Below are 21,002 nucleotides of genomic sequence, written 5' to 3'. Positions count from 1 at the left end.
AGCACCGATATGCATAGCTCCGATATGCATAGCTCCGATATGCACAGCTCCGGTATGTACAGCTCAGATATGTGTGGCCTGATATGCATAGCCAAGATATGTGTAGCTCAGGTACGATAGGTTTAAATGCCGTAAGCGAATAGATGAGTCCGATGGACGAGAATATCTCCGAGGTTTTTCAGTTGATTGCTGAAGATGAGCGAAGACGCAGGTATCTCAAGGAGGTTGGCGACTGGTTGATAGATGAATATTTCGAGCCCCATCAGGCATCATAAACCTTTTTAAATTCCTTGGCTGCGGTCTGCAATCGGCCACCCAACTCAATCCCTGAAAATTCTGCGCGCCTTTCATCTCATCGGATTTTGGTGTGGCGGTGACGATCTCAATATCTCATCTACGCCCCCGATTCTGCATGCTCTGCGCGCACGACCAAACCAAATTTTTTGCCATGATTGCAGTGTGAATAGATCATCTCTCAAAAATTTCGGCATTAGGAGGCCTTTGTGAAACGATTTCACAGCTGAAAAACTCCGCCGCGCAAAAAAATCAGCTTTACTGATAGCGTATCGTCCTAATAGTAGTCGCCTGAACTTCCTTTTCACAATACATTTTGCCCGGATTTAACCGTCAAATGGCTTTTGTGTGAAATACTATTCAGACTACTATTAGAGCTTTATTTGCTTAAATAAACCAAAATACTTGTTTTAAGCTATTAACTACAACTATCGACTATTAGAAAGTTTTATATACCACAAAAATAAGGTTAATATTGTGCCAGAAAGGCCAGACAACCTGTCCAAATACATCGGGACGGGGCGGATGGAGGGGTTATTCGTCTGAGGGGATGGATGAACCTTAAAAGCATATCTGGGAAGTGAGGAGCGCGTATGGTGAATATGCCCTGAGCGTAGGGTCCGTCTGTTCCGCCATAAACATTGTGGTGGAACTCCCGGTTCCTGGCGGCAAGTTCACCACAGTCCGACTATAACGTGCACCAAGAAGGGATGGCATCGGGAGTAGCAATGAAGGGGATATCGATGATCTGGGAATGGTCTTTCGATGGTTGGTCTAGACGCTTCACAACCAATTCACTTCCTATAGATAATGGCACAAGGGGTAGCATGAAGGAGTGCATACAGAGTCCTGGTTCGATCATCTGTCTAAACGACTGTTCATAGCCGGGAAGGGACGGCCTGTGAATGGGTTGAAGATGATCCTCTGCCTGGATAAGACCAAGGCGCTCATTGCTGGAAAGGGACGGCAATGAGAATCTGGAGGCAGAGCCGGGATTGTGGCGCATCAGTAGTGACAGGCAGCGTATGCCAACAAAAAAGACATAGCCTGGTTTTAAGGGAGACCGGGTCTATTGCTCAGCCTGCCTGCCTGTTGAACAAAGGGGATGGCACGAGAGGAAATCAGAGATCGGATCCAGCGATGATGGATTTGCGGAGGGGAGGATGATGAGAGGGCAGATCAAGCTATTTACACTGCAGATGGACCTGGAAAGAGGCAATCAATTGGGACTCTCCAGGATGATGAACGGGAAGTTCGACCTCGAAGGGTCTCCTGTATCCGGCAGGGGCATATCCCTTCCAAATCTGGCATTGATATCTGGAAGATGATATGGCGGATGTTATGCTGGAGGGGAGCGGGAGGAGAGGATGAGGATCCGGATTGAGATCGAGGATGGCGGACTTAAATCATCATATGAATTCGAGTCGCAGAATATGGATAAAGAGGCTTTGAGGGAGAAGATCATAGGCTTTCTCTCCGCTTCCAGCATCTTCGAAGGCAAGGAGGAACGGGCTGCAATAGCGCATATACCCGATTACAGCAGCGGTGGCACCCTCATGAACCGCCTGGAGAAGTTCATCAAATATGAATTTTCCAATACCTGGTTTAACTCTCAGGAGCTGAGAGAGAGGTATGAGACGATAGCCGATGACATAAAGCTCAGCACAGTCTCCACGTACCTGTCCAGAATGAATCGCGATGGTCTGCTGGAAAGGAGAGGGAACAGAAACAATCGCCAGTATAGACTGATAGAGCCAGTCGAGCAGGAGATGCTGCCAAATCACAATTATCAGCGACAGAATGGCTATGAAAAGAGAAGAGCAGAGGGCAGATGAGATGGCCTGGCCGGAAGGGCATCAATGGCTTTCCCACCTCCAAGTCTCCATTGTTATTCCGGCCTCTCTGCTCTAAACCTCAGGCCAGTTCTCCTCGCCTTTGCAACTTGTCATGAAGATTATTTAAAATCATTGGCCAGAATATGCCTTCTTGCTATGAAAACGATATTATAATCACTATCCTGCAACCATTACATCCTTCGGATGCGATTCCCTCATCAGCCCTCTAAAAAAAGAATCATGCTGTCTTGTGCCATTGTGGTGGCTCAAGGATGCCTATTTCGGCACAAAGACAAAAAAGATACAAAAAAGGAGAATGCATCCCCGGGATCAGAATGAGCAGCAATCAGAACAGGCAGCAATCAGAACAGGCAGCAATCAGAACAGGCAGCAATCAGAACAGGCAGCAATCAGAACAGGCAGCAATCAGAACAGGCAGCAATCAGAACAGGCAGCAATCAGAACAGGCAGCAATCAGAACAGGCAGCAATCAGAACAGGCAGCAATCAGAACAGGCAGCAATCAGAACAGGCAGCAATCAGAACAGGCAGCAATCAGAACAGGCAGCAATCAGAACAGGCAGCAACCAGAACAGGCAGCGATCAGAATGAGAAATGAAATAGAGCCGATGAGCTTGAAAAGGCCTTAGTCCTTATTGGAGGGATGGAATGAATTTGAACCTATCGCTTATCCTTGTTTTTTTGGCTATGATCGCAGCAGTCGCTTCTCCTTCTCCGGACAGAGGATCAATAACAGATGGCCTGACCATGATTCATGACATTCAGGGAGATGGGCTATCAAGCCCGCTGGAGGGAAAAGAGGTCTTGATAGAGGCTACTGTCACTGGTATATTTCAAGGATCGGATAGACTGGAAGGATTCTTCGTCCAGGAAGAGGACTGTGATATAGACGATAATATCCTGACCTCGGAAGGCCTCTTCATCTACGATCCCGGGCGGCTGGGAGAGAAGGAGGGCATCTCTATAGGGGATACAGTCCTGGCCAGGGGGGATATCGAGGAGTATCATGGCCTGACTCAGATGAGGCTGAAAGAGATAAAAAAGTCTGACCGGGGCGGGAAAGAGAGTGCATTGACCGCCCATGAGCTCATTTTGCCTCTGGCGCAGGACTCAGTGAGACTGTGTCCGGAGATGGAGCGATATGAAGGAATGCTCCTGATGCTCCCGCAGGATCTTGTCATAACCGATATTGGGAACCTCTCCCGGTACGGAGAGCTGAGCCTGTCTCCTCACTCCCGGCTGCCTATCCCCACCAACGTGGCCCAGCCCGGGGCCCCCGCAGCAGGGATTCAGGAGTTGAACCGGCGCAGCATTATAATCCTCGATGACGGCAGCGGCCGAAGGTATCCCGAATCTTATCCCTTCCCGAAGACCGTCCGCTGCGGAGATACCATCCGGGGAATTACGGGGATAATGAGCTACAGCTACGGGAACTATAAGATAGAGCCCTTGAACATCTCTGAAATCATCATATCCAATCCCCGGCCGGAAAACCCCGAGCCTGTAGGGGGCAGGTTGAGGATCGCCAGTCTGAATCTGGAGAACTATTTCAATGGCGACGGGCTTGGAGGCGGCTTTCCGGCGGCAAGAGGAGCCAGATCAAAAAGCGAGTTCCAGATGCAGAGAGCTAAGATCCTGCAGGCCATAGCGGATATGAAGGTGGATGTGATCGGGCTCATTGAGATCGAGAACGATGGCTACGGGAACAGCAGTGCCATCAGCGACCTGAATGATGGACTGAATGCCCTCGATGATGGGGCGGGCATGCAGAATTATGAGTTCATTGATCCGGGACTGCCAAAGCTGGGCGGCGACCTGATATCAGTGGGATTCATCTACAACAGAACTAAGATAAGACCAACAGGCAGAGCGGCAACAACCCCGAAGGGGGCCTCTCTCTCAGGCAACCGCCAGCCTCTTGCCCAGACCTTCGAGGAGATCAGCTCTCAGGAGAGGTTCACCCTGGTGGTCATCCATCTGAAGTCCAAGAAACCTACCAGAGAGGGAGCACGGGCAGAGGGAGATAATGCAGACCGCGGAGATGGCCAGGGGTACTGGAATGCTGACCGCACAGAGGCAGCCAATGAGCTGATCCGCTGGCTCTCATCCGACCCCACAGGAAGCCATGATCCCGATTACCTGATCCTGGGGGATATGAACTCATACCGGAACGAGGACCCCATCAAGGCCTTCAGGAATGCTGGATATGTGGACCTGATAGCCTCCCGCCACCCTGCCGAGTCCTACTCGTATGTATACGAGGGCCAGTGGGGGGAGCTGGATCATCTCCTGGCAAGCCCCAGCCTGGCTGAACAGGTAACCGGTGCCACCATCTGGCATATAAATGCCGATGAACCACCAGAGCGCGGCTACAGTGGCATCTGGAGCAGCCCGGATAAATATCGCTGCTCTGACCACGATCCACTGATTGCAGGAATAAGCCTTGGGAATAGCAGCTTATGATCAGCTGCCCCCATCCTTATCTTTGGCAGCCAGAGATCCGCTGCCCCGCGCCCTCAGGATCAGAGCAGCATTGGTCTGCCAGATGGTCCCAAAGACAATGAGGCAGAAGCTCAATGCATCTTTTCTTCCCCCTCTGAAGCCCTCCCGCTTGATGGCTGCTGCCTTCTTTAGAAGCTCCAGCTTCTGCTCGCTTGATAGGCCAAGGCTCTTCTCCAGCAGAAAGCGCACCCTGTCCAGGACAGCGTTCTCGAATTGCGATGCTTCAGCAAAGCTCTTCATCTTCTCATCAGAGGATGGAATCATACTCCTCTGGTAGATGTTCGCTGACTCCACCTCATAAAAGAGGGCCTTGACCGCCAGGCCGGTTGCCTTCTGGGGCAGGATCACCGCCAGGATAATGGAGGCGAAAGCAATGCTCTGGGGCACCATGATCGCTTTCAGCTTCTCCCACCAGGTGAAACGGGGGTTGATCTCTGGACGGATATCCCGGCCGAAGAGGATCTTCCCTTCATGCTTTATCTTGTAGAGAAGGGTGAGCTGGCTGGCTACGAGAATGGCGCCCGGCAATAGATCTGGGCGCTTGATCAATCCTTTCCCCCAATCGATATCGTCCGGTCCGAACACCTCGAAGGGCTTGTAGAGCCTGGCCTGCTTCTCTAAAAACTTGATTGAACCTTCCAGGATGCCCTCGCTCGATCCGGTTGAGAGCACCTTGCCAAATTGCATGCCATGCCTCTCATCCAGCTGCCAGAAGAGGGATTCAGCGAACCTCTCCACCCTGCGAACCCCTGCACTGCTCTTGGTCTGGATGATGAGATCCACATCGCTCTTTCCCAGGATGAACTCTCCCCGGGCTGCGCTTCCGAACAAAAGGATAAAATCGATATCTTCGCCCATCGATCTGCTCAGTCCGGAGACGAACTCCTCTAAGAATAGCTCTGCCTTCTCCTGGTCAGCGGTCTTTATCTTTTTTTCTGTTTTTATTTTGGCCTCTGTCTTTGGATTGTCCATCATCTCTCATCGACTATTGGCGGCAAAGACTCAAAAAGCTTGGCATTTATATCGAATCTCTCCTGGCCTTTGCAGGCCGGCGGCAGTGGTCGATAACAGCCTCTGTTCACATCTGCGAGAGAAGGGATTGCTTCTGACTCATCCCCCCTCCAGAGCCCTCGATACTGCCTCTGCTCCCTCCAGCCCACTCCTCCATCTCCGCCCTGCCAATCGGGGTGATCCGGCCGTCTTCCAGGAGGCAGACTCTATCTCCGATGCTGGCCATGTCCCTCAGATCATGGCTGACAATGATGCTGGGCACATTGCAGCTCTGAATCCTCTCCCGCAGCTCCCTTCTCATCACCGCCTGCTTTCGAATGTCCAGGGCTGAGAGCGGCTCGTCCAGCAGGAGGAGAGACGGCCCGATGATCAGCGCCCTCGCCAGGGCAACGCGCTGCTTCTGTCCGCCGGAGATCTTGGCCGCCTTTGCCCTCCGGATCTCCCACAGTCCCGCCTCCTGCAGGTGATCCCTGACCAGCAGATCTATCCTCTCCTCCGAGAGCTTACGAGTGCGCAGGCCGAAGGCCACATTATCATAAATGCTCATGTGGGGAAAGAGGGCATAGCTTTGGAAGACATATCCGACATTCCTTGCCTCTGGAGACAGGTTCACCCCGGCAAAGGAGTCGTAAAGCGCCCTGCCATCCAGCAGAATCCTTCCCTGGTCGGGAGTGACCAGCCCGGCGACAAGGTTCAGAAGCGTCGTCTTCCCACTGCCGTTGTCCCCCACCAGCATCAAGATCTCTCCTCTGGAAACAGACAGCTTCACATCGAGATCGAGGTCACGAAGCCTCTTGCTGACATCAATCTCTAGCATCTGCTGCACATCCTCCGGGCGAGTATCCCCACCAGGGCGATGATCAGGAAGGAGATGACCACCAGTATCTGGGAGATACATAAAGCGACGCCCAAATCCCCCTGCATGGCGGTGTAGATGGCCAGGGGCATGGTCTGCGTCCTCCCCTGGAAGTTTCCGGCGAACATGATGGTTGCCCCGAACTCGCCCAAGGAGCGGGCAAAGGCGGTGATCGCCCCGGAGATCATGCCATTCATGGCCAGGGGCAGGATCACATAGATGAAGGTGTAGAGCCGGGAGGCTCCCAGGGTGCGGGCGGCATTCTCCAGGGCCAGATCCACGTCCTCGAAGCTCGTCTTTGCCTGGCGGATATAAAAGGGGCTGGAGACAAAGACCTGGGCCATGATCACCGCCAGGGTGGTGAAGGCGATGGAGATCCCGAAGGTGTTCAGGTACTGCCCCAGTACGCCCATCCGGCCGAACGCCATCAGCAAAGCAATGCCTGCCACTGCCGGGGGCATGATCACTGGAAGATGGGTTATTGCGTCCACGACCCCTTTGCCTGGATAGTGATAGCGGGCGCTGATGTAGGCTATGGGCGTTCCCATTATCACCACCATCATCGTGGTCAGAGCAGAGGTCATCATGCTCAGCCGCAGGGCATCTTTGACCATGGGGTCGCCCAAGGAGCGCAAGGTTGCATCCAGGGGGCTCTTAAGAAACAGGGAGGCCACAGGCAAGGCTATGAACATCAAAGTCAGACAGATGACCATTGCCAGGCCTGCCTTGAGAATCCAGTGCCATCTCCCGGGATTTGGGGCTGGCTGCCCAGTGTATTTGTATTCTCTTGCCGCCATCTTTTTCTGTTTATCCGCCTCTTATTCTATTGTCCTCTTGCCCTCTTGCTCTCGCGCCCTCTTGTACTCTTATCCTATCGCTCTCATGCCCTCTTGCTCTCTTGCAGCTCATTCAGGGGTATAAACCCGTAATTTTTTAGTATGTTCTGCCCCTCCTGTGCCATCACCAGATCTATGAATCTTCTGGCCTCTTCCGGTCTTCGGGATTGGTTCAGCATTCCCAGGGGGAACAATCCCAGCACATTGTACTCGTCCGGAACTGCTATCCTTGTGACCTGGCCCCTCATCTTGGGGCTGACATCGGATATAAAGGCAAAGCCCGCATCTGCTTCTCCTAAAGCTATTTTAGAGACGATGCGGTTGACTGTGGTCTCCTCTGAGACTACATTGGCCAGCACGGCATCCCGATAAGCAGAACCATATTTTGGATCATCCGCCATCTTGTTCAGAACCTGCCGGGCATAATCTCCCGCCGGCAGATCACTGGTCCCGATGAGGATCTTCAATCCAGGCTCCATCAGATCAGACAGAACGGTGATATTGGCAGGGTTGTAATTGGGGACGATTACTGCCATCTTATTTCCGGCGAAGATCTGCACAGTGCTGTTATCCATATAGCCTTCCGCCTTCAGAGCATTCATGTGCTTGAGGTTTGCAGAGACCAGGACATCGGCATAGGCTCCCTGCTCAATCTGGGCCCGGAGGGCGGGCACGCCATCGAAATTAAACGCAATGCTTGAATTGCTCCGGCTCTCGTATATCTCTCCGATCTCGCTGAAAGCGCCTGTAAGTCCAGCGCCGCAGAAGACGACCAGATCTTTCTGCTCTTCGGCACAGGCGCAGGAGAGCAGAGCGATCAGGGCCAAAAAAAGAGAGACTCCTGACCTTCTCGTTATCAGTCCGCTGCTCTTTTGAGCATTCATCTGCTTATTATTGACTGGGGCGAATAGCTCAGTACAGGCGCCATTCTCAATCTGGATGCGCAGAGCCGGGGGGCCATCGATGAAGTCGGCCAGCTCTCTTCGTTCTTCGGCCAAACCGGCCAATGTGGCCGGAAGAAGAACGGCCATCGGGTATGAAATCGCTCTATTTGTGGTCATGGAATGCAATCCTCCAATTGCTGCTCATCTGGGGTTTACGTAAATGATATTGCTTACTATTATTTCATTATGTAAACGCTCTGCGCCATTTGCGTTTATCCTAATAACCCTTGCGTTGAGTTGAATATCACAGCCTCAGATGGAGAACGCTGCCCGCCGGCTGATATGGAGTGAACCCCTCCGATGGACAATAAACAGCCCTAAAAAATGCATTCCGTGATATGCGGCAAGATAGCGATTATCTAACCACTATCATAATATCATAACAATTTGGATTAGCGGATACAGATAACAACTGCTGCTTGCCAGCACTGTAACCCCAGGCTTATCCATAGCAGACATGAAAAGCCAAAAATATCACCATTTGAGCAGCTCTCTGGCAGCAGAGAGCTCTTCCAGGCTCATCTGCCCGGGGGCGGTGCTCTCTATAACATAAGCATAGGCCAGAGCGGAGCCATATAATGGAGCCACCGCCCGCAGATGCCTGCCCAGTTCTCCCATCGCGACGAGAGATACGGGCATATCCGCAGACAGCAGAAACCCCAGAAGATCCAGGCCGTCCTTCAGGCTCCCGGGAGTCACGGCGATCTTGGCGATGGCGGCACCGGCCGCTCTCATCCTCTCCAATAGGAGAGCAATCTCATCGATCTTCGGCATTCCCTGGAAGTCATGGTAAGAGAGTATCGCCGGCCGGCTGACCCGGGATATAATCTCCCCTCTTCCCTCTGCCTGAAGTTCGATGTCTATGAAATCGGCATATTCCGAGGCCTGAGCCAGGATCTCCATCCTCTCTCTCTCCGATCCCAGAAACCTTCCTCCCTCTGCCCGGAGGCGGTTGGTGGCGATGATCGGCTTTCCGGTGGCCTGTCGAATGGCCCTTGCCGCCGGGAGAGGATCCCGGATAAGATCCAGCCGCAGCTCTATCATATCGGCTTTGGATGCCAGCCTGATGTCCTCAGTTGCCCCCTCCCCCAGAACGGCAACGATCTGCGGCCTGTTCATCTCCGGCTCATCTCTCCACAATGCTCTCCTCTATCTTCATGCCGAAGTGACGGGCCGCCTCCTCCAGATGGACCAGCACCTCATCCCCGGCCTTGAGTTCAGTCACCGGCTTGGTCCTGCCATCGCTGCTCACCAGCTTTATGGTCTCTGCATTCTGCAGAAGAGTGCTAATCAGCACCCCATCCGCCTCCGCCTCGATGAGGATCATGGGCCTCTTCTCGATCTTCGCCCGCCCGACGATGGCGCTCCTGGTGAGGCCATCCTTGTTCACTATGCTGACCTCATCCCCCGACTTGAGCTCAGAGAGGTAACGGGTCTTATCCCCCACCCGGATATAGGCATGAACGGCACCGGCGTTCACCCGGAAGGGGCGGGCAGCGACATAGGGACTGTCCTCGGACTCGCTATGAACCAGAAAGAAGCCCTTTGCCTGGGAGCCGATGAGCATTCCCTCGCCCGGGACCATCATGCTGGCAGAGTCGACGCAGACCCGGTCGCCCATACCCACAGCTTTGACTGAGGTCACCCTGGCGGATATGAGATCCAGGCGGCCTTTCTCTGACTGCTCTGCCGCATTCATAACCCTCTTGATCTCAGAGAGGTCGGAGCTCTCCAGGAGGACCCCATCCGCCCCCTGCTCCAGGGTGGCCAGGGCCAGCTTCGCCTCATCTGAGCTCTTAACCCCGCTGATGATCTTGACAGAGGAGCCCTGCAGGCCGGCGATCATATTCTCCAGGGGAATGACCTTCCAGTCAGTGCCGATCACCAGGAGATAATCGACATGCTTTCCCATCTCCACTGCGAACTGTTCATACTTCTTGCCGGCGATGACCACATAGGCGGCTTTGCTCCCGGATACGGTCTTGGCCAGGGCATAGTCCATGGAGCTGTTCAGGTCCTTGGGCAGAGGCACCGATCCATCCCCCTCGCCATGCCTGCCGATCACCAGGATATCCTCAGCCCCCCTCTCAGCACCAAAGCACGCCACACGGATCTTTCCCAGCTCTCTTACCCTCTCGATGTTCTCCCGGTCCACAATAACACAGTCGAATCCCGATTCAAGGGCGGTGGTCATCTGCGGTTTGATCTCCTCCCATGATCCTTTGGCCATGAGCCACTTCTCTTTCATATGCCAATCTTTAACATACCATTACAAATCTCTTTTGCAGACCACATAGCACACAGGATACACAAGAGTTATACGCCTGGGATAGCAATGAATGATAGAATGGAAAACCGCCTGATCTACTATCCAGTGGGCATGCTTATCATGCTCATCTTTGCATTCTTGATCGTTGTAGTGGTGAGCTTTCTCTTCCTGAACCTGGCAAAGACGGCCTTCATCAAGATCGGTTTCTCCTGGAGCCAGGCTCTCTTTGTGCTCCTGGCATCTCTGGTGGGGTCGAGCATCAACATCCCCCTGACCAACCTGCGATGCAGTGCCACTATGGTGGAGGATAGATACATCCGGGCCTTTGGAGTAACCTACCGCGTCCCAGTGGCCGGCAGCTGCAATACCCTTCTGGCCATAAATGTGGGGGGAGCCCTGATTCCGATGTTTATCTCCTTCGCCCTGATCTATCGCTTCCCTCAGTCGCTCTATTATGCCCTTGCCGGGATCGCTATAGTGGCCATCGTCACCAACCGGGTGGCAAAGCCGGTCCGGGGGCTGGGGATTGCAACTCCCGCCTTGATCCCACCCCTTTGTGCCGCCCTGGCGGCGATCCTGATGGTCTACGGTCTGGGCGCTCCACATGATCTTATCTTCCTCATCGCTTATGCGGCAGGAACCCTGGGAACTCTTCTCGGGGCAGACATCCTCAACCTGGGAAAGATCAGGGACATGGGCGCTCCAGTGGCCAGCATCGGCGGTGCTGGAACCTTCGATGGCGTCTTCCTCAGCGGCCTTATTGCTGTGCTCCTGCTGTGAGGATAGATTAAATTGAGAGTCGATAGATAATTAGCACGGGAATACACATAAAGAGGGCGGAAAAAGGTGACGAAAAGAGAGACGGAGGGAAGGATGGAGAGAGAAGCGGGAAGAGGGGCAGAACAGAGAGGGAGGGGGAGAGGATGAGCTTCAGGGGCTATCTGGAGGATCTGGAGAGGGCCGGCCTGATCGCTCATGTCCATGAGCCGGTCTCTCCTGTTCAGGAGGTCACAGAACGCTCCTGGGGCAGAGGCCCGGTTCTATTTCATGATGTATCCAGCCACAAGTGCTGCCTGAACATCCTTGGGACGCGGGAGCTCCTGGCCCGAGCCCTGGGCGTCCCCCCCCGGGATATGGTCGCCCATCTATCCCGGATCGGCTGCCAGGGGCCAGTGCGAGAGGTGGAGTGGTCCTCTTTTCTGGAGAATGTCTCCCCGCCGGATCTGGGCCGCCTGCCGGTATTGACCCACTTTCCCGGGGACGGAGGCCCCTATATCACCTCCGGGGTGGTGATAAGCAGCTTTGGTGGGAGGATCAATGCCTGTGTTCACCGCCTGATGCTCCTGGAAAAAGATCGACTGGCGGCAAGGCTGGTTCCGGGAAGGCATACCCATCAGCTCTATGAGGCCGCCTTAGCCAGGGGCGGGGAGGTTGCAGTGGCTGTGGCCATAGGAGTGGATCCTCTGGTACTGCTGGCTGCCTCCACCCGTGTCCCGCCCCAGATGGAGTTTGGATATGCTGCTGCTCTGCGGGGCTCCCCTGTAGAGCTGGTCCCTCTGGAGAACGGGGTGCTCGTCCCCCATGCAGAGATCGTTCTGGAGGGATACATCACTGCTGAAAGAGCTGCAGAGGGGCCTTTCGTGGATATCACCGGTACTCGTGACCTGATCAGGCAGGAGCCGGTCATCAGGCTGACCAGGATGATGATGCGCACCGATCCCATCTATCACGGCCTTCTCCCGGCGGGAGGAGAGCACAAGATGTTGATGGGGATACCCTATGAGCCCCTCATTTATCAGGCGGTCTCCAGGGTGGCTAAGGTGAGAGATGTCATGCTTACTGAAGGCGGCTGCTGCTACTTCCATGCCGTGGTGCAGATCGAGAAGGAGAAGGAGGAGGATGGGAAAAGGGCTATCGATGCGGCAATCAAGGCCCATGGATCCTTGAAGCATGTTCTGGTGGTGGACTCGGACATCAATATTCGCGATCCGCAGGACCTGGAGTACGCCCTGGCCACCCGGATGCGCGGCGATGAGGATATCGTCCTCTATCCCAATGTGCGCGGCAGCACCCTTGACCCCAGGAGCAATGAGGGCATGACCACCAAGGTGGGCGTGGATGCCACCGCCAAGCTGGACCGGCTCTGGAAGTTCCAGAGGGTGACCCCAGCCGGTCAGGGCTGAGAGGGGCCGGAGGAGTGGCTAGAGGGGAGAGGGACGGGATGGGGGCTGAGGGGAGGTGAGAGGAGGTGAGAGGTTCAGAGGAGGCGGGATCGCCCTGGCGCAGCCGTTTGCATCCCTCCAGGCCTTCTTCTCCCTCCTCTCCACTCAGATCTCCAGATAGAGGCGGATGCTATAGATCACACCGATTCCCAGGATTATGGCCAGGGTTAAAGCAATTATCTGGAATAAGAGCTCATTCATCTCTCATCAACCTCTATCCGGTGAAGGCCTGGCACCGGCTGGCAGGCAGGCGCATCCCCTCCAGTGGATCTGCCTCTTCCCCCGCAGGTCCCAGCACCTGGGCCGATTTCACACCGGTGATTATGGCCATCAGCCTCACCCTGCCCCTCAGCTCCGGCCTTATCCGCGCCCCCCAGATGACATTCGCCTCCGGATCGAGATCCTGGGTGAGGTTGCTGGCGATGGCTGCCGCCTCTTTCAGCGTCATATCCGGTCCGCCGCTGATATGCAGCAGACAGCCTTTTGCCCCTCTGAGATCCACATCTAAAAGGGGGTTTTTCAGAGCAGAGCGAACGATCATCTCCGGGCTTTTTTTCATGCTCCCTCCGCCCACCAGCATATAGCTCGCTCCCCCGGTGTTCATGATGGTGTGCACATCGGCATAGTCCAGATTGATGAGCGAGGGGCAGGTCAATGTCTCGCAGATGCCCTGAATGATCTCGCCGGCCAGGCCATCGACAAGGGAGAAGGCCTCCTGGAAGGGGAGGTGGGGAGCAGACTGCAGCAGGCGGTTGTTGTCCATCACTATAGAGGTATTGGCATAATTGCGCAGGTCCTCCAGCCCCTCCTCAGCGATGAAGATCCTCTTTCTCTCCACGTGAAACGGGGTGGTGACCATGGCTATCACCAGGGCACCCTGCTGGCGGGCGATTCTGGCCAGCACAGGTGCTGCGCCGGTGCCTGTGCCTCCGCCCATTCCCGCCAGGACGAAGACCAGGTCTGCGCCGCGCAATAGATCCTCCAGCTCTGTTCTGGCGCTCTCCGCCGCCCTTCTTCCCACCTTGGGATCCCCTCCAGCTCCCATCCCCCGGGTGAGCTTTTTGCCGATCAGCATCTTACAGTCTGCGGAGATGCTCTCCAGGTGCTGCCGGTCGGTGTTTATGGCAATGCACCTTGCCCCGTCAAAGCCCATTCTCTTAAGCCTGCTGATAGTGTTTCCCCCTGCGCCGCCGCAGCCTATCACCAGTATCCTGGGGCTGCCCAGGCCGTCAGCCGATTTTGAAAAATCCACAGTATCCCCTAGATCAAGTTCCATCCCTATCCCTTCATTGCTTTCTCTGAATCAATTAGTGATATATGTTAATAATAATTGCGATCGACAATAGATAAGAATGATCCCGTCCATAATGGATGCAGATGACTGAGCTGCCGGCGGAGGGGGATCAGTTGAAGGGGGATCAGTTGAAGTGGGATCAGTTGAAGTGGGATCAGGCGGAGGGATCAGGCGGAGGGGATCAGACGGAGGGGATCAGGCGGAGGGATCAGACGGAGGGGATCAGGCGGAGGGGATCAGACGGAGGGATCAGGCGGAGGGGATCAGATGAAAGGGGATCTGGCGGAAGGATCAGATGAAGGGGGATCAGTTGGAGAAGGATCTGGCGAAGGGAGATCCGGCGGAGAGGGATCTGGCAGAATTCATCGCCAAACACTACTCCGGCCGGGTGGCGGAGGTGGGGGTGGGCCATCGCCCCCATCTCGCCCGAATGCTCTTGGATTTGGGCCTGGACCCCATCCTCACCGATAGGGAGGAGAGGCTCTTGGATGGGATGCGGGTGGAGAAGGATGACATCTTCGCCCCCCGCTGGGAGATCTACCAGGGGGCAGCTCTGATCTACTCCATCCGCCCTCCTCTGGAGATGCAGCTGGCCATAGGTGAGCTGGCAGCGGCTTTGGGCGCAGACATCATCCTCCGCCCCCTGCAGGATGAGGTGGCTGATCTGCCCGGCTTTAAGAGGAGGCTGGTGAATTCCGGGAGGGCGAGCTTTTATCTATTCAGAATGAAGGACTAGGGTTGAACTTGGCCCATGCCCAGAGGATCATTCAGCAAATAGAGTGTGGGCCCGCAGGTTGTGCTATGGCAGAAGGAAATTCTAACTCCGAATGGCTGTCTGAGGTTTGCCGGAAATTAGATGAGATCAAAGAGAGGGCTCTGAACGATCCCATTCGCGCAGGCAGGGTTTTAGATGATGCCCTCCGGGCGCTCGGGGGCATTCAAGAGGAGGCATCCCATCAGCTGGCAGAGCATCATCCTTTGGAGATAAAGGGATCTCCCAATCAGATTGCAAGGGATGATCACTACAGCACTCTCATCGAGACTGCATTTGAGAGCATCGCCATTGCTGTGGATGGCATAATAGTGGAGGCCCACGAGGCCTTTGCCCTGGCCAACGGCTATGAGCACTCTGAGCTGATCGGCTCGCATGTGACCAAATTCCTCATCCCCGAGGAGTATGATGCTGCTTTTGAGGCTCTGAGGAGCAACGACGAGCGCATCAGTGAGTTCTCTGCCCTTAAAAAGGATGGATCGACATTCTCCGTCGAGACGCACGGTCGGATCATAGAACGGGATGGCCTCCCTCTTCGCGTGACGGTGATAAGGGATATCACTGAACGAAAGCAGGCGGAGGAGGAGCTGAGGGAGAGCCGGAGGAGGTATCAGACGCTGATTGAGACCACCAGCGACTTTCTCTGGGAGACCGACTCTCAGGGGAGATACACCTACTGCAGCCCCCAGGCGGAGAGGCTGTGGGGCATCAAGCCGGAGGAGATGATTGGCAAGTTCATCTTCGATCTCATTCCTGCCCGGGAGAACCAGGGTGCAAGAGAGACCTTCTCCCATCTGCTGGCATCACCTGGAGCGTTCTCGGGAATGGAGGTGAGAGCACAGGACGGCCAGGGGCGCCAGATCTTCATGGAGATCAGCGGCGTTCCGTTCTTCGATGACTGCGGCAGGCTGCTTGGATTCAGGGGAATCTCCAGGGATTTCACTGAGCGCAAGAAGGCGGATATGGAGCTGCGCCGGTCGAGGGATGAGCTGGAGCTGAGGGTACAGGAGAGGACGGCCGATCTGCTGAGGGCCAAAGAGGATGCAGAAGCAGCAGTCGAGGCCAAGGCCACCTTCCTGGCGAGCATGTCTCACGAGCTGAGAACGCCCATGAATGCAGTGATCGGCTTCTCCAGCCTTCTCCTGGAAGAGGATCTATCGGGCGAACAGAGGGACTTTATAGAGAGGATCAGGACCAGCGGAGAGAGCCTGCTCGCCCTTATCAATGATATCCTGGATTTCTCCAAGATGGAGAAGAGGAGGATGAGCATCAATCTCAATCCTCTCACCATCAGCAGTCTGCTCTCGGAGTCCATGGAGATGGTGGCGGTGGAAGCTGATAAGAAGGGGCTGAGGCTGAGCCAGACCATAGGCCATGCAACCCCCGAGGTCATAATCGGGGATAATGGCAGGCTGCGGCAGATCCTGATCAACCTCCTCTCCAATGCCGTCAAGTTCACAGATGCTGGAGAGGTATCGGTATCTGTCTTCTCTGAGCCGGTCGAAGGACAGCCCTTGAAGCATAGATTCTCCTTTGCAGTCAAAGATACCGGGATTGGCATACCATCTGAGAAGATGGGGATGCTCTTTTTGCCCTTCAGCCGGCTGGACAGCACTATGAGCAGCAGATATGAGGGGAGCGGTCTGGGCCTGGCCATCAGCAAGAGCTTGGTGGAGCTGATGGGAGGCAGGATCTGGGCGGAGAGCACTCCGGGAAGGGGTTCGGTCTTCTGCTTCACAGTGGATTGCGAGATTGTCCCAGATTCAAAGCACAGAGCAGCATCCACTGCCAGGGCACCGGATGGCCCGGTGGAGGCAGCAGAATACTCCCCCTTGAGGATTCTGGTGGCAGAGGACAACCCCTCCAACCAGAAGGTCATGGTGGAGATGCTCAAGAGGATGGGCTACCGGCCGGATGCTGTGGCCGATGGCAGGGAGGTGATAGATTTGCTGGAACGGCGGCCCTATGACATAGTATTCATGGATGTGAGGATGCCTGAGATGGACGGCTTGCAGGCTACAGAGGAGATAAGAAGGCGCTGGCTGGCCAAAGGGCCCAGGATCATAGCCACCACAGCATATGCATTACCCGGGGACAGAGAAAAATGTCTTGAGGCCGGGATGGACGACTATATATCAAAGCCGGTGCAGAAAGGGGAGATCGCCCAGATCTTGAAGAGGCATGGCCATCTGAGAAGGGATGCTGAAGAGATGCTGAGAAGAGATGCTGAAAAGATGCTGAAGAGATGCTGAAGAGATGCTGAAGAGATGCTGAAGAGATGCTGAAGAGATGCTGAAGAGATGCTGAGAAGAGATGCTGAAAAGATGCTGAAGAGGGATTGAATTGATGCTAGATCAGGATCGATTCCAATTATCATCTTTATGCCTTTCATCCAGGCGCCTGCTGGCCTAATTTGTATAAGTCTGCTCGCTCCAGAATATGTCATTTCCCTTGCTGTCATCTATATCCTGGCTATCGAATATCACTAAGGAAAATATGATGCTCTCTCCTATTATCTCCGGCAGGATATCGTATCCATCCTCGATCTGCTCCAGGACATCCCCCAGCATATCCAGGCCGTGTTCAACCTCAAAGGCCCGAATCTCCTCCTGGGTGATCCCCTGCTCTTCTGCTGTCAATTGCATCAGCCCCTCCATAGCATCTCTCTTTACACAGGCCATCAGATAGACTCTGAAGCCGCCGATATCATCCTCGATCAGATCGATCTGAAGCCAGATTTGCCATGGGTCATTTGATAGCTTCACCCTTTTATTGCTCTTCAATTTCTCTATCAGAGCACGGGAGAGGGGGATCTCTCTTGCTGCCTCATGCATAATGGAGAAGAGAGGGGCATACTCAGAGGCAACACGCTCCACCATCTCCAGCCATAGCTCATAGCTGATATCGTACATTGCTCAGTGCTTCCTGGTCCGATTTATTTGATTCTCACCGATGGTTTTTGAATCACCGGCCTTTAAATCACTGCTTATTTCTCCACCTGATCCATGGCCTTCTGTCTGCATCGCCTTCACAGCCATCTCTCCCTCAGCGCCACCCGGCCCACCCATAAAACGATGACCAGATAGGTTGCCATCCAGGCATATCCTGCTCCCAGGATGCCGAACCTGCTCACCAGAGCATAGCTCAATCCAAGGAGGAGAAAGCACCTGACGGCATTGAGCTTCAGGATGCTCTCCACCCTCATCCTCACATTCTGGATGGGGATGAATAATGAATAGCAGGCCACTGGAAAGCTGGAGAGGGCGATGATTCTCAGAAGGCCGAAGGCTTCTATGTACTCCCCTTTGAGCAGCCCCAGAAGGAAGTCGCCGAAGAAAAATAGCACCAATACAGCAGGGAGCATGATCATCAGGCTTGCCCCCCCTGCTCGCAGGGCGCTTCTTCTGAGCCCACTGCCATGGCTTCCCTCTACAAAAAGAGAGGTTCCAAATGAGCTGGGAATGATAAGCACCAAGGTGCCCAGGGCGAAGGCGATATAGTATTTTGCCGCCTCGGCCTCATCAAGCAGGCTGAGCACCAATATGGGCATGATAAGGGTAGGTGCGGCATAAAGAAGGCTGGAGAGGTAGTTCAAAGAGGAGAAGCGAAAGGAGCTGCGGATGAACTCCCCGTCCACCCGCCTTCTGATCGGAGATATCGCCATATGAATCTTCGCCAGGCAGAGGATGGCAGCGGCCAGATAACCCAGGCCTATGGCAGCGAAGATCCCCAAGGTGCCCAGGAGGGTGAGAGGGAAGAGGACGGGGATCCGAATTGCCTGTATGAGGCTTTGCAGGAGGAAGAGATCGGCCTTTCTATCCGCCACGAAGACATATCCGCCCATTACAGCTATTGAGTTCAGGAGAGCTATCAGAATGAAGGCCAGGGAGTACCCAGGCTCCTGCCATAGAGTCATGGCCGGGGTCAGAACCCTGGCCAGCAGGATGTAGATCCCGCCGACGAGGATTGAGGCCCCGGCGGTAACAATAAGGCTGGTGCTTATGACCTTTCCTTTGTCCTCCAGAGGCAGGAAACGGATTACGGATGAGTCAAAGCCCAAAGCTGCGAAGAGCACGACGAGGGCAAGAGAGGAGATGAGGGCTGTTGCCAGGCCCACCTCCTGCACTGTATAGAGGCGGGCGGCGATGATCCAGAAGAGGAAGCCACAAGCAGCACTTATGATGTTGGAGAAGGCCATGAAAAAGGAGGTTCTATACAGACTGTCTCTGGCCATTCCTGCAATCGTTCTGCAGCTCAGATAACGGAGTGGATTGAGGCTCATGACTGGATTCCAGGCCATTGACGGGCATCATCGGCCAGATCTGGGATATTCTGTATCACTGATCAGCTATCTGATCGAGATATATAAATATATTCATGCAATGGCCGTGCAAGGACAAAGCCGGATATTGGGAAATTATTCATAACGCAAATCAAAAAATTAAAAAGTTATTTATATGGGATTTATCGGTAGATAATATAATCCAGGGGATGGCAAGTATGCCTGCTGGTCCCTTCAACTGGCAGGATCGGAAAGGAAGAAGTGTGATGCGGGAGGAGTCTGCTGATGGGCTGGGCTGAGGGCGGAGTTTAGCGGGGGTCGGTTTATGCATGGCTTTGAGTTCTGTATGGTATCGGGTTATGCATGGCTTTGAGTTCTGTATGGTATCGGGTTATGCATGGCTTTGAGTTCTGTTTGGGGTTGAGCTATGCATTGTTCACTTGCGCCCCGCCAGGAGAAGGTTGATGACGGTACAGATCGGTGTAAATATAATTGCATTAGGAGGACTATCAAATGGGATCATTCTCAGAGAAATCGGGAGCAGAAGATTTAAACAATATTATATATTCTGCCATTGTATCTATTCAGGGAAATAAGATCGTCGCCAAAGATGTCGAAGGGCATGAAATCACCAGTGGTGTGGCTGGGACTGATGACTCGCGTGTATTGACGGAGGCCATAGACTCCGTCCCCAATAATGGCAATGTCCTGATCTCCGGCGGGGAGTACAAACTCAGTGCAGATACTTTATTTTATCTGGATGATGGGGATACAAATCCATTCTGGGTCTGCATCCCAATACTGGAGGGCAAGAACGTCCATATCTTCGGTTATGGGGCCGGTATAACTGTGCTGAAATTGAAGCCGAACCAGTTCTATCTCGACCATCCCGTAGCGATGATCCTCAATCGGGCAACTGGTTCTGTTGATCCGGGATTCACGGCCTTCACTGTTGCCAATATGACCCTGGATGGCAACAGGGACGATCAGGGTCAATGGTACAAGGATGGGGCATCGCTGATATTGACCGGCAGCGCCAGGTCCGGGGGCAAGTACTACAACCTCGAGTTCAGGAACTCATATGGGACGGGCTTGTATCTGGGAAACAACGGGGGCGGATCGGAGTCGTACTCCTCCATCACCAATGTCGTTGCCAGAAATTGCAGCCTGGAGGGCATACTCCTTGATACTGCTCAGCACACTGTGGTCTCTGATTGTGTCTTTGAATATTGCAAAACCGGCCTCACAGTGCACGGGAATGACGATTATCAAACCCGAGGTAAGGATCATATTGTCATAAAGGACCTCTCTTGCATCGCCTCTCCTCTCACCATCTGGTGCATAAACGATCTGGAGATGTCCGGGGTAAATATGGATTGCATTGCAAGCCCGAATGCATATGGCCTATTGATCCATAGCTCGACTGGCATCCATATCAAGGAGTCCATCTTCAAATCAGACCGGAAGAAAGCCAGCTCCTATGGGGGGGCATCCTATATTGATGCCGATTCCGATGGCCCTACAGCAATAACCCTGGAGAACTGCATCCTGGATGGCTTTTATGCATTGCATGTGCTGGGATCGGCGACGGCAACTATGCGCGGCGGGGCGCTAAATGCCTCATATGCCTGTGCCTATCTCCGGGGCATCGAGCCCAGCACAGCCAGCGCAACCCTTATCGGAACGGTATTCATCCCTGCCAGGCATACAATAGACTGCGCCCCGGGCACGACCCTAAACCTCCTCTACTGTTACTCCTCCGCCGTCGGGTCGATGATTCTAGAGGGAAAGCTGAACCACCAGGGTTCACATGGATTTGGATTTCCAAATGTCTGAATTAGAGCCAATTCAGTCTCCTGAGGAGA

Annotated in this window: 20 protein-coding genes; 11 read left to right on the top strand and 9 right to left on the bottom strand. The window is 54.1% G+C overall.

Translation table 11 applies throughout. The features are described 5' to 3' along the window. The first annotated feature begins 152 nt into the window (after window positions 1–152). From IPI63_RS00180 to IPI63_RS00160, 5 genes are all read left to right on the top strand, one after another. The gene (locus IPI63_RS00180; protein ID WP_292475965.1) at window positions 153–275 is read left to right on the top strand and encodes a hypothetical protein; all 123 of its coding nucleotides are present in this window, start codon (window positions 153–155) and stop codon (window positions 273–275) included. Window positions 276–1,457: 1,182 nt separating this feature from the next. Beyond that, window positions 1,458–1,622 (top strand): hypothetical protein, encoded by a 165-nt coding sequence (locus tag IPI63_RS00175; protein WP_214064868.1) that lies wholly within the window; start codon window positions 1,458–1,460, stop codon window positions 1,620–1,622. 39 nt (window positions 1,623–1,661) lie between these two features. After that, window positions 1,662–2,129, top strand: a complete 468-nt coding sequence (locus tag IPI63_RS00170; protein WP_214064869.1) for a hypothetical protein — start codon at window positions 1,662–1,664, stop codon at window positions 2,127–2,129. 335 nt (window positions 2,130–2,464) lie between these two features. After that, window positions 2,465–2,740 carry a hypothetical protein gene (locus IPI63_RS00165; protein WP_292475964.1) on the top strand — a complete coding sequence of 92 codons (276 nt, stop codon included), beginning with the start codon at window positions 2,465–2,467 and terminating at the stop codon, window positions 2,738–2,740. A gap of 57 nt (window positions 2,741–2,797) precedes the next feature. Then, the gene (locus IPI63_RS00160; RefSeq protein WP_292475963.1) at window positions 2,798–4,612 is read left to right on the top strand and encodes an ExeM/NucH family extracellular endonuclease; all 1,815 of its coding nucleotides are present in this window, start codon (window positions 2,798–2,800) and stop codon (window positions 4,610–4,612) included. Here IPI63_RS00160 and IPI63_RS00155 read toward each other — a convergent pair whose 3' ends face one another. The 6 genes from IPI63_RS00155 to IPI63_RS00130 all read right to left on the bottom strand — a co-directional run bounded on the left by IPI63_RS00155 (window position 4,613) and on the right by IPI63_RS00130 (window position 10,546). After that, the gene (locus tag IPI63_RS00155) at window positions 4,613–5,626 is read right to left on the bottom strand and encodes a nucleotidyltransferase domain-containing protein (protein ID WP_292475961.1); all 1,014 of its coding nucleotides are present in this window, start codon (window positions 5,624–5,626) and stop codon (window positions 4,613–4,615) included. 103 nt (window positions 5,627–5,729) lie between these two features. Beyond that, on the bottom strand, window positions 5,730–6,479 hold the full coding sequence (locus tag IPI63_RS00150; RefSeq protein ID WP_292475960.1) for a sulfate/molybdate ABC transporter ATP-binding protein: 750 nt from the start codon (window positions 6,477–6,479) through the stop codon (window positions 5,730–5,732). Beyond that, the gene (locus IPI63_RS00145) at window positions 6,473–7,315 is read right to left on the bottom strand and encodes an ABC transporter permease (RefSeq protein ID WP_214064874.1); all 843 of its coding nucleotides are present in this window, start codon (window positions 7,313–7,315) and stop codon (window positions 6,473–6,475) included. The genes IPI63_RS00150 and IPI63_RS00145 overlap by 7 nt, the downstream gene beginning before the upstream one ends. Window positions 7,316–7,398: 83 nt before the next feature. After that, the gene (gene modA / locus IPI63_RS00140; RefSeq protein ID WP_292475959.1) at window positions 7,399–8,415 is read right to left on the bottom strand and encodes a molybdate ABC transporter substrate-binding protein; all 1,017 of its coding nucleotides are present in this window, start codon (window positions 8,413–8,415) and stop codon (window positions 7,399–7,401) included. A 357-nt stretch (window positions 8,416–8,772) separates the two neighbouring features. Further along, window positions 8,773–9,438: a type I 3-dehydroquinate dehydratase gene (locus tag IPI63_RS00135; protein ID WP_214064875.1), complete on the bottom strand. Its 666-nt coding sequence runs from the start codon at window positions 9,436–9,438 to the stop codon at window positions 8,773–8,775. Next, window positions 9,425–10,546 (bottom strand): 3-dehydroquinate synthase II, encoded by a 1,122-nt coding sequence (locus IPI63_RS00130; RefSeq protein ID WP_214064876.1) that lies wholly within the window; start codon window positions 10,544–10,546, stop codon window positions 9,425–9,427. Before IPI63_RS00130 ends, IPI63_RS00135 begins: the two co-directional genes overlap by 14 nt. 99 nt (window positions 10,547–10,645) lie before the next feature. Between IPI63_RS00130 and IPI63_RS00125 the strand changes: the two genes are divergently transcribed. Then, complete coding sequence (locus IPI63_RS00125) at window positions 10,646–11,347, top strand: DUF1614 domain-containing protein (protein WP_214064877.1); 702 nt, start codon at window positions 10,646–10,648, stop codon at window positions 11,345–11,347. Between the two features lie 143 nt (window positions 11,348–11,490). Next, complete coding sequence (locus IPI63_RS00120) at window positions 11,491–12,750, top strand: UbiD family decarboxylase (protein WP_292475956.1); 1,260 nt, start codon at window positions 11,491–11,493, stop codon at window positions 12,748–12,750. Window positions 12,751–13,003: 253 nt separating this feature from the next. Here the strand turns inward: IPI63_RS00120 and ftsZ are convergent, their stop codons facing one another. Further along, on the bottom strand, window positions 13,004–14,065 hold the full coding sequence (gene ftsZ, locus IPI63_RS00115; protein ID WP_214079878.1) for a cell division protein FtsZ: 1,062 nt from the start codon (window positions 14,063–14,065) through the stop codon (window positions 13,004–13,006). A 101-nt stretch (window positions 14,066–14,166) separates the two neighbouring features. Here ftsZ and IPI63_RS00110 point away from each other — a divergent pair, with 101 nt between their 5' ends. From IPI63_RS00110 to IPI63_RS00100, 3 genes are all read left to right on the top strand, one after another. Next, on the top strand, window positions 14,167–14,382 hold the full coding sequence (locus IPI63_RS00110) for a hypothetical protein (protein WP_292475955.1): 216 nt from the start codon (window positions 14,167–14,169) through the stop codon (window positions 14,380–14,382). Next, complete coding sequence (locus IPI63_RS00105; protein WP_292475953.1) at window positions 14,379–14,819, top strand: UPF0146 family protein; 441 nt, start codon at window positions 14,379–14,381, stop codon at window positions 14,817–14,819. The genes IPI63_RS00110 and IPI63_RS00105 overlap by 4 nt, the downstream gene beginning before the upstream one ends. A gap of 65 nt (window positions 14,820–14,884) precedes the next feature. Then, window positions 14,885–17,107 carry a PAS domain-containing hybrid sensor histidine kinase/response regulator gene (locus IPI63_RS00100; protein ID WP_292475952.1) on the top strand — a complete coding sequence of 741 codons (2,223 nt, stop codon included), beginning with the start codon at window positions 14,885–14,887 and terminating at the stop codon, window positions 17,105–17,107. A 156-nt stretch (window positions 17,108–17,263) separates the two neighbouring features. Here the strand turns inward: IPI63_RS00100 and IPI63_RS00095 are convergent, their stop codons facing one another. Both IPI63_RS00095 and IPI63_RS00090 read right to left on the bottom strand, forming a co-directional pair. Next, a complete protein-coding gene (locus IPI63_RS00095; protein WP_214064498.1) occupies window positions 17,264–17,767 on the bottom strand; it encodes a hypothetical protein in 504 nt (167 codons plus the stop codon). 116 nt (window positions 17,768–17,883) lie between these two features. Continuing rightward, window positions 17,884–19,155, bottom strand: a complete 1,272-nt coding sequence (locus IPI63_RS00090) for a lipopolysaccharide biosynthesis protein (RefSeq protein ID WP_214064497.1) — start codon at window positions 19,153–19,155, stop codon at window positions 17,884–17,886. Window positions 19,156–19,650: 495 nt separating this feature from the next. Here IPI63_RS00090 and IPI63_RS00085 point away from each other — a divergent pair, with 495 nt between their 5' ends. Continuing rightward, window positions 19,651–20,973 carry a right-handed parallel beta-helix repeat-containing protein gene (locus IPI63_RS00085; protein ID WP_292475949.1) on the top strand — a complete coding sequence of 441 codons (1,323 nt, stop codon included), beginning with the start codon at window positions 19,651–19,653 and terminating at the stop codon, window positions 20,971–20,973. Window positions 20,974–21,002 lie beyond the last annotated feature (29 nt).

The organism is Methanothrix sp. (genome assembly GCF_016706325.1).
GTDB lineage: Archaea > Halobacteriota > Methanosarcinia > Methanotrichales > Methanotrichaceae > Methanothrix.
Note: the sequence above shows the minus strand (reverse complement) of the source record. Positions and strands in the feature narration are given on the sequence as shown.

Coding starts and splice junctions, on each gene's coding strand:
- IPI63_RS00180 (WP_292475965.1), top strand. CDS start 153: ATGGACGAGAATATCTCCGAGGTTTTTCAGTTGATTGCTGAAGATGAG.
- IPI63_RS00175 (WP_214064868.1), top strand. CDS start 1,458: ATGATGAGAGGGCAGATCAAGCTATTTACACTGCAGATGGACCTGGAA.
- IPI63_RS00170 (WP_214064869.1), top strand. CDS start 1,662: ATGAGGATCCGGATTGAGATCGAGGATGGCGGACTTAAATCATCATAT.
- IPI63_RS00165 (WP_292475964.1), top strand. CDS start 2,465: ATGAGCAGCAATCAGAACAGGCAGCAATCAGAACAGGCAGCAATCAGA.
- IPI63_RS00160 (WP_292475963.1), top strand. CDS start 2,798: ATGAATTTGAACCTATCGCTTATCCTTGTTTTTTTGGCTATGATCGCA.
- IPI63_RS00155 (WP_292475961.1), bottom strand. CDS start 5,626: ATGATGGACAATCCAAAGACAGAGGCCAAAATAAAAACAGAAAAAAAG.
- IPI63_RS00150 (WP_292475960.1), bottom strand. CDS start 6,479: ATGCTAGAGATTGATGTCAGCAAGAGGCTTCGTGACCTCGATCTCGAT.
- IPI63_RS00145 (WP_214064874.1), bottom strand. CDS start 7,315: ATGGCGGCAAGAGAATACAAATACACTGGGCAGCCAGCCCCAAATCCC.
- modA (WP_292475959.1), bottom strand. CDS start 8,415: ATGACCACAAATAGAGCGATTTCATACCCGATGGCCGTTCTTCTTCCG.
- IPI63_RS00130 (WP_214064876.1), bottom strand. CDS start 10,546: ATGAAAGAGAAGTGGCTCATGGCCAAAGGATCATGGGAGGAGATCAAA.
- IPI63_RS00125 (WP_214064877.1), top strand. CDS start 10,646: ATGGAAAACCGCCTGATCTACTATCCAGTGGGCATGCTTATCATGCTC.
- IPI63_RS00120 (WP_292475956.1), top strand. CDS start 11,491: ATGAGCTTCAGGGGCTATCTGGAGGATCTGGAGAGGGCCGGCCTGATC.
- ftsZ (WP_214079878.1), bottom strand. CDS start 14,065: ATGGAACTTGATCTAGGGGATACTGTGGATTTTTCAAAATCGGCTGAC.
- IPI63_RS00110 (WP_292475955.1), top strand. CDS start 14,167: ATGACTGAGCTGCCGGCGGAGGGGGATCAGTTGAAGGGGGATCAGTTG.
- IPI63_RS00105 (WP_292475953.1), top strand. CDS start 14,379: ATGAAGGGGGATCAGTTGGAGAAGGATCTGGCGAAGGGAGATCCGGCG.
- IPI63_RS00100 (WP_292475952.1), top strand. CDS start 14,885: ATGGCAGAAGGAAATTCTAACTCCGAATGGCTGTCTGAGGTTTGCCGG.
- IPI63_RS00095 (WP_214064498.1), bottom strand. CDS start 17,767: ATGTACGATATCAGCTATGAGCTATGGCTGGAGATGGTGGAGCGTGTT.
- IPI63_RS00090 (WP_214064497.1), bottom strand. CDS start 19,155: ATGGCCTGGAATCCAGTCATGAGCCTCAATCCACTCCGTTATCTGAGC.
- IPI63_RS00085 (WP_292475949.1), top strand. CDS start 19,651: ATGGGATCATTCTCAGAGAAATCGGGAGCAGAAGATTTAAACAATATT.